The organism is Latilactobacillus fuchuensis (genome assembly GCF_900258455.1).
GTDB classification, from domain to species: domain Bacteria; phylum Bacillota; class Bacilli; order Lactobacillales; family Lactobacillaceae; genus Latilactobacillus; species Latilactobacillus fuchuensis.
In genome coordinates, this window is sequence record NZ_LT984417.1 from 1,773,668 (window position 1) to 1,787,978 (window position 14,311).

The 14,311-nt window shown below is 42.0% G+C and carries 12 protein-coding genes; 1 reads left to right on the top strand and 11 read right to left on the bottom strand.

Annotated features, from left to right (window positions below; translation table 11 throughout):
- Nucleotides 1-132 precede the first annotated feature (132 nt).
- The 11 genes from LFUMFP_RS08495 to gatC all read right to left on the bottom strand — a co-directional run bounded on the left by LFUMFP_RS08495 (nucleotide 133) and on the right by gatC (nucleotide 13,509).
- Nucleotides 133-1,014 carry an alpha/beta hydrolase gene (locus LFUMFP_RS08495; protein ID WP_106483462.1) on the bottom strand — a complete coding sequence of 294 codons (882 nt, stop codon included), beginning with the start codon at nucleotides 1,012-1,014 and terminating at the stop codon, nucleotides 133-135.
- A complete protein-coding gene (locus tag LFUMFP_RS08500) occupies nucleotides 998-2,290 on the bottom strand; it encodes a PTS transporter subunit EIIC (protein ID WP_106483463.1) in 1,293 nt (430 codons plus the stop codon). Before LFUMFP_RS08500 ends, LFUMFP_RS08495 begins: the two co-directional genes overlap by 17 nt.
- Nucleotides 2,291-3,004: 714 nt before the next feature.
- Entirely contained in the window at nucleotides 3,005-5,488 is a 2,484-nt protein-coding gene (locus LFUMFP_RS08505) for a vitamin B12-dependent ribonucleotide reductase (RefSeq protein ID WP_106483464.1), read from the bottom strand.
- Between the two features lie 216 nt (nucleotides 5,489-5,704).
- On the bottom strand, nucleotides 5,705-6,643 hold the full coding sequence (locus LFUMFP_RS08510) for a hypothetical protein (protein WP_056950636.1): 939 nt from the start codon (nucleotides 6,641-6,643) through the stop codon (nucleotides 5,705-5,707).
- A 38-nt stretch (nucleotides 6,644-6,681) separates the two neighbouring features.
- Nucleotides 6,682-7,266 (bottom strand): helix-turn-helix transcriptional regulator, encoded by a 585-nt coding sequence (locus LFUMFP_RS08515; RefSeq protein ID WP_106483465.1) that lies wholly within the window; start codon nucleotides 7,264-7,266, stop codon nucleotides 6,682-6,684.
- 18 nt (nucleotides 7,267-7,284) lie between these two features.
- The gene (locus tag LFUMFP_RS09915; protein ID WP_233210641.1) at nucleotides 7,285-7,617 is read right to left on the bottom strand and encodes a hypothetical protein; all 333 of its coding nucleotides are present in this window, start codon (nucleotides 7,615-7,617) and stop codon (nucleotides 7,285-7,287) included.
- Nucleotides 7,618-7,814: 197 nt separating this feature from the next.
- Nucleotides 7,815-9,179 carry a 23S rRNA (uracil(1939)-C(5))-methyltransferase RlmD gene (gene rlmD / locus LFUMFP_RS08525; protein WP_025083236.1) on the bottom strand — a complete coding sequence of 455 codons (1,365 nt, stop codon included), beginning with the start codon at nucleotides 9,177-9,179 and terminating at the stop codon, nucleotides 7,815-7,817.
- Nucleotides 9,180-9,263: 84 nt separating this feature from the next.
- The gene (locus LFUMFP_RS08530) at nucleotides 9,264-10,289 is read right to left on the bottom strand and encodes a diacylglycerol kinase (RefSeq protein WP_025083237.1); all 1,026 of its coding nucleotides are present in this window, start codon (nucleotides 10,287-10,289) and stop codon (nucleotides 9,264-9,266) included.
- A gap of 24 nt (nucleotides 10,290-10,313) precedes the next feature.
- Complete coding sequence (gatB, locus tag LFUMFP_RS08535; protein WP_025083238.1) at nucleotides 10,314-11,744, bottom strand: Asp-tRNA(Asn)/Glu-tRNA(Gln) amidotransferase subunit GatB; 1,431 nt, start codon at nucleotides 11,742-11,744, stop codon at nucleotides 10,314-10,316.
- Complete coding sequence (gatA, locus tag LFUMFP_RS08540) at nucleotides 11,744-13,210, bottom strand: Asp-tRNA(Asn)/Glu-tRNA(Gln) amidotransferase subunit GatA (protein ID WP_106483466.1); 1,467 nt, start codon at nucleotides 13,208-13,210, stop codon at nucleotides 11,744-11,746. Before gatA ends, gatB begins: the two co-directional genes overlap by 1 nt.
- Nucleotides 13,211-13,212: 2 nt before the next feature.
- Nucleotides 13,213-13,509 (bottom strand): Asp-tRNA(Asn)/Glu-tRNA(Gln) amidotransferase subunit GatC, encoded by a 297-nt coding sequence (gene gatC / locus LFUMFP_RS08545; RefSeq protein ID WP_025083240.1) that lies wholly within the window; start codon nucleotides 13,507-13,509, stop codon nucleotides 13,213-13,215.
- A gap of 300 nt (nucleotides 13,510-13,809) precedes the next feature.
- Between gatC and LFUMFP_RS08550 the strand changes: the two genes are divergently transcribed.
- The gene (locus LFUMFP_RS08550; RefSeq protein WP_106483467.1) at nucleotides 13,810-14,286 is read left to right on the top strand and encodes a hypothetical protein; all 477 of its coding nucleotides are present in this window, start codon (nucleotides 13,810-13,812) and stop codon (nucleotides 14,284-14,286) included.
- The last annotated feature ends 25 nt before the right edge of the window (nucleotides 14,287-14,311 follow it).

Consider the following 14,311-nt stretch of genomic DNA (forward strand, 5'->3'; position numbering starts at 1 on the left):
CTTTAGTCATGACGCTCGATTTGTAGCTAGACGGAAGAAGTTGGCTGAGAAGCGCGTTAAAGAAACAACGAAATAAGTGCTAAAAAAACAGCGGCGAATTAAAAAAATTCGTCGCTGTTTTTTTCTGTCCCGCTATTCCGATTCATTGTTCTGCGTACCCGTTCGTGGCGGTTGATTGCGATTCGTCGTTTTAGTCAACACGTATTGTTCAATCAGACTAATAATCTGCTGATTTTGCGGTAAATCAGAATGTTGCGCATTATCACCGGTTACCGTAATCTCGGTATAACTCTTAGCCTGACCTTGATAAATATATTTACCAGCTTCCACACTGCGCGCGGGCACAATCCCATCATTTTCGTAATTTTCAGTCCCCGCAATTGAATACATCGCAAAGTTGGTTGGTATCTTTTCACGATTTTTAATAAAATCAGTCAACATTTGTGACTTGTGCGCTAATGACGTTTCACTAAAATTATACGGTGAGCCGATCGTCATCAGTTTCTTAACCGTAATATCATCGCGGTCAAAATAATTCTCTAAAAACGCCGTATAGATCAGCCCGCCGTTGGAATGGCCAATCGCTTTAAAATTATTAAACTGATATCGTTTGGCGAGTGCGTTAAAGGCGATTGAAAACCACTTCGCCTGTTTCTTAATATTGCTGTAACCATCTTTATTATTTTCAAACCCCACGACGATGAAGGGTTCATTATCACCCGAGCGGATTGAGCCTGAATAACTAATTTTATTATCGGTATGCACCGTCAATTTCAAAAGACTGTGCCGATTACCCCGTTTGGTGTTCAGTTTAGTCACTAATTGATCAAAGCGATTTTGTGTGGCGCTACTGCCCGGAATAAAAATCACCGGGGACATCCGTGAATCATGTCGTTTGGCTAACGTGGTCACATTTTGATGCGTCCACTTCGCAGCTGGCCAAAGTAGCGCACCTACGCCGATTACTCCTACTAGTAAACAAATTAAACTCCATTTTTTAACCGTTGCTGACATCGTGGCCACCCCCTTGTTCATTTAACCGATTAGCGCATTGAACAAACGGCCGATAAATCAGCACGCCAATTACAATATTCAGCAAGACGACTGCCAGTGCGCCCCAGTTACCATTCGTCCCGACAAACGCTTGTAATAAGCTAGGTGTCCCCAACGGCACGTTATATACAACTGCCGGTATTAAGTGGCACGCAATTGCCACCGCCGCCACGCCCATGTTGACTAAGGGCACTAATAGAAATGGAATGAGATACAAACCGTTCCCTAAAATCGGTAATCCGACTAACACCGTGCTATTAAAGTTAAACAAGACCGGCAATAAGGACCACCGACTAATCAGATGTTGATTGGTTTGGCGGCTAAATAAGAAGATGGCAATGATCAACGCCAACGTGCCACCCGTGCCCCCAATGGCGCCAAACGGTTCATAAAGCGTGCCTAATGAAAACGGATAAGGCACATTCCAAATTGAATGGTGTGCCAAGGCATAATTCAAATTAGCATTGGTCGCAATCCCGTCTCGTCCGAACTGCGCTAATGTCGGCATGCTCGTTAAACCAAAGAACGTTAGAACACTTGCCAACAGAGTCACGCCCAGCGTAAACGGCAAGGTCGCTTGGTTAGCATTCACCGATTGTAATTTTAAGATCACCTGATCCGGTAACACCGAAATCGCCAACCAATTCAACAATAAACTCAACAAGACAGCGATACTTAATACTAAAATAATCGCGCCGATTGAATCAAGGGTCCGGCTCAAAGTCGCCTCCGCTAAAACCGGCGTTTGCCGTTGTTGATGGGCCAATTTTTTGAACGCGAAACCGACTAAATAACCGACTAATAGCCCCATAAACAGGCCACCCATACCCAACATGCCTTGCGTAAACGTCAATTCATTGTTGGCCGTGTAGCGGACCGCCAACATTAAATAGGCTAACAAACCGGTCAGTCCCGCCAGTTGTTCATCCCGCGCATAATACTTGGCCGTATAGCGCGCCATACTGAATGCGGCCAGCGCGGCAACAATCCCCAACGTCAATCCCGTTAAATGGTTAAAAATAATTGCCAAAAATTGGTGTTTGCCCAGCCACGTTGACCAATTAAAAATGGTCGCTAAAAAACTATCACGATTTAACACCGTTAATTGAATCACCTGGCTTAAACTACCGACTAACACAAACGGAAATAATAACATTAAACTTTTCTGCAAAACTTGGTATAAACCGTGTTGCCGCAAACGCAATATCCAATGAACTAACCAATCATTATTAACCATGGTTTCCCCAACTTCCTAACCCTCGATATACCTTGGCTTCATTCTAGCGGAAATCATCATATTTTGCACTGATTAATACCGTCCAAGACGATCACAATTGCACTTCAAAAAAAATAACCAATTATCTTTAAGCCCAAGATAATTGGTTATTGTTCATGACGACTACTCAAAAGCCTGACCAACCCGAGTTAGCGCTCATTGCCTTAACGTGCTTCTGCGTTGCAACAACTTCCGCTTAACCTAAAATCGCCAATTATCTTAAGTTCAAGATAACCGGCGATTTTCTGTTAATGCTCAGTTGCTAACCGCAACGCAACACACTTATTTCTTTAACGCGCTTCTCAGCTAGCTTCTTCCGTCTAGCTACAAATCTGGCATTATGACTAAAGACCCAGTCATAATGTCAGATTTTAGGCTATACTCAGAAGCTGAACAGCTGAGTCAGCGCTCATTTTTCTTTAACGCGCTTCTGCACACAAGCTCCTCCGCTTAGCTACGTTTCGCAAACAAAGTCCACAACCCGGACTTTATTCACGGAACTAGGCTAATGCTCAGAGCTTTCCCGTGTGCAGTCAGCACTTATTTTTTCTTAACGCGCTTCTCAGCTAGCTTCTTCCGTCTAGCTACAAATCTGACATTATGACTAAAGACCCAGTCATAATGTCAGATTCTAGGCTATACTCAGAAGCTGAACAGCTGAGTCAGCGCTCAGTTTTATAATCCGCACTTTAGTTGGATGCCACAATTTGTGCAGGTGCTGCAGCCGCCTATTTCTTGGATGGTGCCTTTTTTGCAGATTGGGCATGGATTGCCGATTGCGAGTGGGTCGTTTTCATCGACGACTGGTAATTCAGTTGTTGCAGTCGTTTGACTATCCGCATTTGCTTGATCATCGTCTTTCAAAATTAAAACTTGTGAATCACGACTGCCATCGACGTAGACCGTGCCTCCTTTGGCCCCACCAAAGTAAAGTGCCTTGTAAATATCCGAAACTTGATCAACTCGATAACCACGTGGTGCGTTAACTGTTTTAGAAATCGAACTATCGACCCAGCGTTGAATCGTGCATTGCACGCTGACGTGCGCTTCTGGTGATAAGGACATCGCCGAGACAAAATAATCAGGTAAGTGTTGCGCATCGGCTTCCGGATGTTGGGCTAAATAATCTTCAACAATCTGGGCGTTAACTTCGATAAACTTACCGAGCCGCCCACTTCTAAAATACGAAAATGAGAAGTAAGGTTCGAGACCAGTTGAAACACCGACCATCGTGCCCGTTGAACCCGTTGGTGCGACGGTTAAGAGATGCGAATTCCGAATCCCATATTTTAGAATATCGGCTTTCAATGTTTCTGGCATTTGCCGCATATAACCGGTTTCGATAAAACGATGGCGTAATGCTTGAGTTGCTGCTTCAGTTTTACCGACTAAGAATGGAAAAATCCCTTTTTCTTTGGCCAATTCAACTGAAGTTTCGTAAGCTGTCACCGCAATTTTTTCGAAAACTTGATCAATTAATCGATTGCCTTGGCTAGAACCATATTTTTGACCACAATCAATCAACAAGTCAGCTAAGCCCATCACACCCAAACCAACCCGGCGTTCATGCTTCGCTTGAATTTCATTTTTATCGAAGAAATACGGCGTCGCATCAATCACATTATCTTGGAACCGCACACTATTCTTCACGGTTTGCGCTAACTTCTCGAAATCAACCGTTTGGGTTTGCTTATTCACCATGTTGGCCAAATTGATTGACGCTAAATTACAGACCGAATAGGGGGTTAGCGGCTGTTCACCACACGGATTAGTCGCAACCACCTTTTGACCGTAAGCCGTCGCATTGGTCATGGCATTGGCATTGTCGATGAAGAAAATCCCAGGTTCTGCTGAATAAGTCGCACAAGTCGTGATCAAATCCCACAATTGGCGGGCTTTAATGGTTTGATAAATATGCACCGCGTGGCCTTGAGCCACCCATTCGCGCACATCGCCACAGTCTTGCCATTGCGTATCATAAACCTGCATTTCGGCTTGATCGTAATGGGCCACATCAGGGAAGCGTAATTGATAGTCGCCATCGCTAATCACCGCGTCCATGAATTCTTTAGTGATGCAGACCGAAATATTAGCGCCAGACAAAAAGTCCTTATCGCGCACGTCGTAAGTCCCATTTAAGGTTAACTTCTGTTGTAACCGTTGGATTTGTTCCGCCGGTAAATCAGTTTTCTTAGCCAATAGAAATTCAGTGTATTCTTTTTGAGCTGGATCAAGTGGCGTGAAAACTAATTTTTCATCAATCAATTGTTTGATAATCGGATTCGTGTTTTCCGCTTGAATTTTACGTAAAACATCTGGATTTTGCATCTTTGATAAAATAAATTCAAAAATATCGGGATGCCAATCCGCCATCATAATCATTTGCGCACCACGCCGACTGCCGCCTTGTTGGACCAATTGGGTTAGATTGGCTAAATCATTTAACCACGATACGGCGCCGGACGATTTACCGTTGACGCCCCGGACAATCGTATCCTTCGGCCGCAATGTTGATCCGTTCGTCCCGACTCCGCCACCGCGACTCATAATTTCCATGACTTCTTGTCGGTGTTTGGCTAAACCTTCGCGTGAATCCGCGATAAATGGCATCACATAACAATTAAAATAAGTCGCTTGCGACTGTGTGCCAGAACCGTATAACACTCGACCAGCCGGGATTAAATCTTGATTTAACAATAATTTGTAGAACGTTTGTTGCGTCTGCTCTTGGTGTTTTGTTTCTTGGCGTGCCATTTCGGTTGAAACCCGTTTGGCAATTTGTTCGTAGAATAATTCTAACGGTTTTTCAACCGCTAACCGTTCGCGCATCACTAACCCAGTCGCAGCTTCTTGAGAATCAGTTAAACTACTCCGATAATCTGGTGTGACCGCAATCGTCAATTGATCACCTTCGATAGCGGTCACAAACCCTAACCCCTTGGTTGGATAAGTCGGATCCGGATTCGTGGTCAGCACCACTAAATCACCGACCGTGATTGTTTCGCCACTAATATCTTTATAAGCATAGCGATCGAGCATAATCATCCGTGAAATCCCGTCGAACGTCATCTGCATGTCAGGCGTAATCGGAAAAATCACTGGAAATTGTTGAATATCTTGGTTCAATTTATCAATATTAACTGTTGCTTCAATTGTCATCGTTAGTAGCCTCCAAATAAAAAAAGACACAACATATTGTGTCTTTAATAAATTCTACTACCCTATACAGATATTTTCAACCAATTATCGCATAATTTTAGCGTTGACATTTCTCTTCAAAAATAAGACTACCACAAATCTTAACTGAGAAGCACAATCAGTTGGTAACAATTTAATCTGTTCAAACTAATCATCGATCGCGCTAACCATTAACGATTATTCTTTACTGACCTTTTTAGCTTTTTTAGGTGTTTTAATTTCTTTTTCAAAAATAAAACTATTCCCTTTCCGACTGACTTGGAGACCACTTTTCTGTCCAATCAAGTAATAACTTTTTGCAGCATTACGAATTAGCGCTTTACAATCGTGTTCTTCCCTTTGTTCTTTATATTTTTCACTGTCTACTTTGATATAGTGATTTTTTTGTGTATAAACAGCTTGATATAACTGTTTTTGAACCGGTGTAATTGGTAATGTTTTTTTAATCTCATCAGATTTCGCATCGTACAATTCAGTGATTGTTGTGACGGATTTCTTTTCCTGATCCAAATATTTTTCAATCAACTTAATAATTTCCTGATTAGGACCAACGTAATAAGCCAAAGATGAATATAGCTGGCTAAGCGTTTCGCCGTCGTGTACTAATTTTTCTTTAACGGCTAGCTGGGTTAAGTCCTTGGCAAAAACTAATAGGGATTTGGCTGCCATATTCTTAATCTTTTGAATATCACCCATTTCATTTTGTTGGACGGCATGTAAAACATTCTTAAGTTGCCGTTGAACAACCGCTGCATTATTTAACGTATCGCTGACAGAATTGGCTGTATTCCCCTTAGCTTCCCAATTAAACATCACGAAACTCGCGGCGCTCATGTTCCGCCATAACTCTTTTAAATCATTTCTAAATTCAGCTTCATAAGTGATAACTTCTTGTTGCATATATTGATAATCAGCAATCATTTCCTTTTTATCAGTCACGACACTTTCAGAAACCTTAAACCGAAAATTATCGTCCACTAAAATATCGAACTCATCTAACAAATTCAACATTTGCTTAACTGATTCCAAAGCCGTATTCTTTTTCACTTGATAATACCGAATACCTGCGATTAATAATGAAATAACAACCCCAATTGCTTGAATCCAATCTGCCATTTTAAAACACTCCTCTTTTATTTCTTCAATTGATAATCTTAATATTGTTCAAGTGTAGCCACTAAATTAGCGCGAAATTTTGGGACAAATGATGTTGGCGAAACCACCTCAATATTCGCACCTTGACCCAACAACCACAACATAGCGCCGTCTTCATAAGCTCGGGCTTCAATTAAGACCTCATTGTCCCCTGTTTGACGAATCATTTTTGATTCTGGAAACCGGTCCAAGGCAGTCTGAGGGTTAATCCGACATTTAAACCTAAAAGTCGTTAAATCACCCATCGCCAATAAATAGGTCTGTTTTCGATAATCTTGCAACGAATAATGATTCATCTTTCGATGACAATCACCTGCATGAACGGCCGTGATATCAACAATTCGATCCAAACGATACAGTAAATACTTGGTTTGATGCTCTCGACACATCGCCACATAAAAATAAGCATTATCGAAAAATAACGTTTCCGGTTGCGCAACGTGCTTTTTAACGGGATCCCCAATCTCGCCAGTCTGATAATCAAACGTCAGCCGTTGATGTTCAGCAATCGCCGTCAGAATTTGAGCCATTCGTTCTAAAATAACGGGATGATTGGCTAACGGTAAATAACTTTGTTGCGCCATTTGGATGGCTTGTTTAAATTAATCCCGATCGATTGGTAACAAACCTTGCACTAAAGTGGTCAGTAATTTGGTTAATTCAGTCCTAGACAACGCTCGACTAGCAATCACAATCTGACCAATTGCAATCGCATCTGTTAATCGATTCGCCGTCATTTCGCTCACCAGACTATACTGGGTTGTTTCAGTTAGCAACTGTGGTCGGATCTGTTTTCGGACCAAATCGTATTTAAAATTGGTTTCGGTTAAAGCTGCCGTGATGTCTCGCATATCTCGTTGAAAAGTCCGTTTTGATTTGCCATCTTCGTAATGATGCTGCCAAGTGTCAAATGTGACGGTTTCACCTTTCAGCATTCGTAAAATAACTTCAAGTACTCGTTGATTGCTGCTGATGGCCATGATTTATCCGCTCCTTATCTATATTTAATAAACGTAGTCTATCAAATCTAACTGTCATCATTTGACGTTTTAAACCATTCAGCCGATTTTTCTCAAGAAAATAAAAAACACCTCAATCGACAAGCGATTAAGGTGTTTACTTCGTTATTTGATTATTGACGAACTAATTTAGTCACTGATTCGACGTGTAACGTTTGTGGGAACATGTCGACGGGTTGTGTCCATTCAGCATGGTAACCTTGCGCTGCTAATAGCTCTAAATCACGCGCTAAGGTTGCTGGGTTACAGCTGACGTAAACCATCTTAGCGGGTTTTAATTCGCCGACAGCGTCGATAAAGCTGCTTTCCAAGCCTTTACGTGGTGGGTCAACAATTAAAGCATCGACTTTTAGGTCGTCTGCTTGCCATTGAGCCATGACTTCTTCAGCTTTGCCTAATGTAAATTCAACATTGTCAATCTCGTTGATTTTAGCATTGTGGCGGGCATCTAAGACGGCTGATTCAACGACTTCGACACCGTAAACCTTCTTCGCATGCTTCGCAACGGCTAATGAAATCGTCCCGATTCCTGAATAAGCATCAATCACGGTTTCGTTACCCGTTAATTCAGCGGCTTCAATGGCCTTTTGATAAAGGACTTCTGTTTGAAGTGGATTAACTTGGTAGAATGATTGCGTTGAAATTTCAAATTTCAAGCCCATTAATTCATCGCGAATAAAGTCGCGACCAGCGATTAATTTCGTTTCATCCCCAAAAATAACGTTCGTTTGAGCGGCATTGACGTTTTGCATGATACTAACGACTTCTGGTAATGCTTTTTTGATTTCAATCGCAATTTCGCGAGCGGCTGGCAATCGTTTGCTCCGAGTGATGAAGACAATCATCATTTCGTGGCTGTAATAACCGCGACGAACCATGATGGTTTTCAAAACACCCTTATGTGTATCTTCATTGTAAGGATCGATGTAGAAACGACGTAAGATATCGCAAACCACTTTAATCGCTTCGTCAATCTTAGGATCTTGAATATAGAAATCTTCCATTGGCATCACTTGGTGACTGTGTTTCCGATAGAAACCGGTCATCAATTGACCATCGATAAAACGAACAGGCACTTGCGCTTTATTCCGGTAGCCAGTTGGATTTTCCATCCCTAAAACAGGTTCAACTGGGATTTCTAAATGAGCTTTTTGGAAGACGTTCAAAACTTGATTCCGTTTGAAGTCTAATTGGGCTGGGTAAGCCAAATGTTGTAATGGCGCAATCCCAGTTTGTGAGTAAACATTTGCTTTAGATTCAACACGGTCGGGGCTCTTCTTCAATAACTTGACTAAGCGGGCAAAACCGTATTGTTTATTGACCTTTATCACTTCGATTTCGGCTTGTTCATCGGGTAAAACGCCTTCGATAAACAAAGGGTAGTTGTCAATTTTGGCAACGCCCATTCCTTCGTACGTTAAATCCATAATATCAACGGTTAATGTTTCATTTTTACGAACAGGTGCATTAATTTTCATAGTAACCTCTTTTTGTATTGTGTAAAAAATCTGGTATAAGCCTTTGCATATACCAGATTTTTCTGCGATTGTTAATTATCTAGTTTAACCTATTTTGCCATCGCCGTCGATATCTTCTTTCGAAATTTCTTCGACTTCCTTGACGAATTGGTTCTCAGCTAGTAATTCTTCAGGCGTTTCCGTGGTAATTGCGTGATCCGGAATCGCTTCTTTATTGACGTACATTTCAATGTGTTGTTGTAAGTTGGTGAACGTCATTGGCGCATCGCCACCATATTCGCCATCCAAATTAATCATCATCTGATCACTTTCAATCGGACGGGCGACTAATTTAGAGGTCTTGGTATAAATAACCCGTGGATCGTTGACGTGTTTCCCACCTTTAACGACTAACGCCATCAAGTGCAGTAGTTCAGCCATATTCGCCGTCTTAACGACGATTAATGAGAAGTTGCCATCATCTAATTGCGCGTCAGGGGCAATCTGTTCAAAACCACCGACCGAATTCGTTAAACCGAGTAGGAACAATGAGGCTTCGCCATCGTAAACCCCTTCGTCATATTCCAAATGCATTTTAATCGGTTTAATTTGGGGTAACATTTCAGCACCCTTAACGATATACGCTAAATAACCAAAAATGGATTTAAAATCAGATGGGACTTCATAGGTCAGTTCAGTTAAGAATCCCCCACCGGCAATGTTCATAAAATATTTGTCATTGGCTTGCCCGATGTCCATCTTCAACGTTTCGTTTTTAAGAATGACTTTAGCCGCATCAACCGGATTATCCCGCGGTATCTTAAGCGCCCGCGCGTAATCGTTAGTCGTCCCCGCTGGAATCACCGCCATCATGGGACGTTTATCTAATCCGGCAATCCCGTTGACGACTTCATTAATCGTGCCGTCACCACCAGCCGCGACGACCAACGCAAAACCGTCTTTAGCGGCCCGTGTTGCTTCATGTTTAGCTGATTCTGGTTCTGCAGTTGTTTGATACGCACTCGCTTCATAACCCGCTTGTTCTAGAATAGCTAGAATGTCAGCCACACTTCGTTTCATGACTTCATGGCCAGAAGTTGGGTTATAGATCAATCGTGCCCGTTTTTGCATATGAATCTCCTATCAATCGTTAAATTATCGTTTATTTAATGCTGCCATCAATAATTCATTGACCACTTTCGGATTTGCTTGACCACGGGTTTCTTTCATAATCTTACCGACTAAGAAACCAACGGCCCGGTCTTTCCCGTTTTTGAAATCATCAATTGATTGTTGATTATCATCTAAAATACCGGTGATGATTGGGTTTAATTGCGCAGGATCTGATAATTGCACCATGCCCTTAGCTTCCACCCAAGCTTTTGGATCAGTATCATTTTGGATGATTTCTTGGAATACTTTTTTAGCAATCTTCGAAGAAATCACACCATCTTTAATTAAGTTAATCATTTCAGCCAAATGTGCTGGTGTTAAGGCTGTTTCTTGTAAATCAATTTGTTTATCATTTAAATAGGCATTCACTTCACCCATCAACCAGTTAGAGACTTGTTTAGGCGCTGCGCCATCATTGACTGCCGCTTCGAAGAAATCTGACATTTCTTTGGTGTTGGTTAAAATACCAGCATCGTATTCTGGTAAATCTAATTCATCAACGTAGCGGGCACGTCGTTTAGCAGGCATTTCAGGTAAATGATCGGTCACTTCTTGTAACCAGTCATCGCTAATGTGCATTGGTGGTAAATCGGGTTCTGGGAAGTACCGATAATCATCGGCCCCTTCTTTAACCCGCATCAAGAATGTTTCGCCTGATTTTTCATCAAAACGACGCGTTTCAGGCCGGATTGTTTCGCCGGCAATTAAAAGTGCTGCTTGGCGTTTAATTTCGTAAGCTAACCCTAAACGAACGTGGTTAAAGGAGTTCAAGTTTTTCAATTCAGACTTAACACCATACTTCGTCGCACCGATTGGCCGGATCGAAATGTTGGTATCAACCCGCATCGAACCTTCTTCCATCTTAACGTCAGAAGCGCCCGTAAATTGAACGATTTGACGTAAGGTTTCAAGATAAGCATAGGCTTCTTCAGGCGTCGTCATATCAGGTTTTGAAACGATTTCAATTAAAGCGGTCCCCTGACGGTTTAAATCGACGTATGAGTAGCCATCGGTGCCATGGGTGTTTTTACCGGCATCTTCTTCAATATGCAGTTCAGCAATCCCAATTTGCTTTTGTTGGCCATCAACGTCAATTTCGATATAGCCATCTTGACCCAATGGTTGTTCGTATTGCGTCACTTGGTAAGCTTTCGGATTATCAGGATAGAAATAATTCTTACGATCAAAATGCGTATCCCGGGCAATGTTGGCGTGAAGCGCAGTTGCGACCATCATCCCTAACGTATAAGCGCCTTTGTTAATCGTTGGCAACGTCCCAGGATAACCCCAGTCGATCACGTTGGTATTCGTATTGGCTTCAGCACCGTAATTGACGGGTGAAGGACTGTACATCTTAGAGTTAGTCTTTAATTCGATATGGACTTCTAAACCAATGGTTGTTTCAAAATTCATTAGGCTTGGCCTCCTTTAAAACTAGGAACTTGTTGATGAAAATCAGTGGCTTGTTCAAAGGCATAACCAGCACGATAAACAGTTTCTTCATCAAAGGCTTTCCCAATAATTTGTAAACCAACTGGCATCCCATCGGCAAAACCAGCTGGCACTGACATCGCTGGTAACCCAGCCATATTCGCTGGAATCGTTAAAATATCATTCATATACATTGTGACTGGATCAGTGACTTTATCGCCTAATTCAAAGGCCGTTGTTGGTGCTGTAGGACCGACTACTAAATCGTAATCCGCAAAAACTTGTTCAAAATCACGAATAATTAAAGTCCGCATTTGACCAGCCTTCTTGAAATAAGCATCGTAGAAACCTGATGATAAAGCGAACGTCCCGAGCATAATCCGTCGTTTAACTTCATCGCCAAAGCCTTCAGAACGTGATTTCACGTAAACTTCTTCTAAGGTCTTAGCTTCTGGTGAACGATAACCATAACGAATACCATCGTAACGTGACAAGTTTGAAGAAGCTTCACTTGAAGCGATAATGTAATAAGTTTGGACCGCATATTGTGAATGTGGCAAGCTGACTTCATCGACGGTTGCGCCCAACGACTTGAAGGTTTCAATCGCCGCTTCAATCTGCGCTTTAACGCCGGGTTCAACCCCTTCAGCCATATATTCTTTAGCAACCGCAATCTTCATGCCCTTAATATCACCATTTAAAGCAGCCCGGTAATTGGGAACAGGCAAGTTGGCACTGGTACTATCTTTTTCATCATGCCCACTAATCGCTTCCAAAACTGTAGCGTTATCCGCCACGTTGCGACTGAAAACGCCGACTTGGTCTAAACTTGAAGCAAAGGCAATCGCGCCCCAACGTGAAACACGACCATATGTTGGTTTGATTCCCACAATCCCGTTAAAAGCAGCGGGTTGGCGAATCGAACCACCGGTATCCGTTCCGAGTGCTGCAACGACTTCACCAGAAGCAACGGCTGCCGCTGAACCACCTGAAGAACCACCAGGGACTTTCGTTAAGTCCCAAGGATTCTTCGTCTTTTTAAAGGCGGAGGTTTCAGTTGATGAACCCATTGCGAATTCATCTAAATTGGTTTTACCAATCATGATGGCTTCTTTGGCTTTTAATTTTTCAACGACCGTTGCGTCAAAAACGGGTTTGAAGTTCGCTAACATCTTGCTGGCAGCAGTCGTGATAACGCCGTCCGTCAATAAATTATCTTTAATCCCAATTGGCATGCCGGCTAATAAATTAGCCACATCGATTGGTTGTTCATCAATTTTAGCGGCAGCGGCTTGTGCGCCTTCTGCATCAACCCGTAAAAAGGCATCGACTTGTTGGTCAGTCGTTTCAATTTGGGCGACTGTTTCAGTGACTAATTGACTGGCCGTTAGTTCACCAGCCACTAGTTTAGCGTGTAAGCTCTCTAAATCTTCGTATAAATAATTCAAGATTAAGCTTCCTCCTTGTCCATGATTGCGGGTACTTTTAATAAACCGTTGGCTGAATCTGGTGCATTTTGCATCAAGACATCGCGACTTGGACCCGTTTGTGCGATATCGTCACGCATGACATTTTGTAAACCATTGACGTGAGTCGTCACGGGGACACCCGTTGTATCAACTGCGTTTAATTCATCAGTCATCTTCATAATATCGGCTAATTGATCCGTGAACTGAGCCAATTCAGCATCGCTAAAGGCTAATTTAGAAAGTTCAGCGACATGCTGGACTTGTTTTTTATCAATCATGTGTAAACCCCTTTTCTAATTCAGTCACTACTTATCCATTTTGTTTAATTCTACCATATATTGCCGACGATTAAAGCGACTCATCTCGTAATTTTAGTGTTTTTATGATTTCTTATTTTTTAATATTCATTATGAAAACGCTTCTTTTCAGTTGCTATTTACATTTCACAATACTTAATCTCCTAAAATTAATTGTTATTCAAGATTTTTATAATGTTTATCAATTGATTATCATTAGTTTGAAATTATATAATTAAGTATGAAATCGTTATCATAAGTATCAGAAGGGAGTTCTTACCCATGTTTAAGTTAGCCTTATTAATACTCATGTTCAGTTTATTAAGCACTCAATCCATCGTAAGCGCACAAACCGCTAATTCAACGGTTGGCTTCACAATCACGGCACCGCCAACAGACCCCGCCGTTCAAGAACAACGACGTCAACAACAGGCTAAGCATCACGCGGCCTGGTTGGCGCTCGATTTGCATTCAGACACGCCGGTTGAAGTGGTTGAAACGATTAATGGTCAAACAACTCACTATTGGGAATATCCGGATGGCACGATTAGCGATATGCCACCGACCACTTTCCACCCCATGCCCGCCAACCACAAAATTGGTCCCACTCACGAAAGTTATCAACAACTTATTAGTCGATTAACACCGGTCACCGAAGACGTACTAACTTTTAATCAATTTTTAAATGGTTCTACAATATCTGTTGTTGGTGATAGAAAATTCTATCACTGGCGGCAGTTTTTTTATATGATTGTATAAAAAAAGGAACGCAACTTCCTATTAT

Coding starts and splice junctions, on each gene's coding strand:
- gatB (WP_025083238.1), bottom strand. CDS start 11,744: ATGAATTTTGAAACAACCATTGGTTTAGAAGTCCATATCGAATTAAAG.
- LFUMFP_RS08495 (WP_106483462.1), bottom strand. CDS start 1,014: ATGTCAGCAACGGTTAAAAAATGGAGTTTAATTTGTTTACTAGTAGGA.
- LFUMFP_RS08505 (WP_106483464.1), bottom strand. CDS start 5,488: ATGACAATTGAAGCAACAGTTAATATTGATAAATTGAACCAAGATATT.
- LFUMFP_RS09915 (WP_233210641.1), bottom strand. CDS start 7,617: ATGCTGAAAGGTGAAACCGTCACATTTGACACTTGGCAGCATCATTAC.
- LFUMFP_RS08515 (WP_106483465.1), bottom strand. CDS start 7,266: ATGGCGCAACAAAGTTATTTACCGTTAGCCAATCATCCCGTTATTTTA.
- rlmD (WP_025083236.1), bottom strand. CDS start 9,179: ATGAAAATTAATGCACCTGTTCGTAAAAATGAAACATTAACCGTTGAT.
- LFUMFP_RS08510 (WP_056950636.1), bottom strand. CDS start 6,643: ATGGCAGATTGGATTCAAGCAATTGGGGTTGTTATTTCATTATTAATC.
- LFUMFP_RS08500 (WP_106483463.1), bottom strand. CDS start 2,290: ATGGTTAATAATGATTGGTTAGTTCATTGGATATTGCGTTTGCGGCAA.
- LFUMFP_RS08530 (WP_025083237.1), bottom strand. CDS start 10,289: ATGCAAAAACGGGCACGATTGATCTATAACCCAACTTCTGGCCATGAA.
- gatC (WP_025083240.1), bottom strand. CDS start 13,509: ATGATTGATAAAAAACAAGTCCAGCATGTCGCTGAACTTTCTAAATTA.
- LFUMFP_RS08550 (WP_106483467.1), top strand. CDS start 13,810: ATGTTTAAGTTAGCCTTATTAATACTCATGTTCAGTTTATTAAGCACT.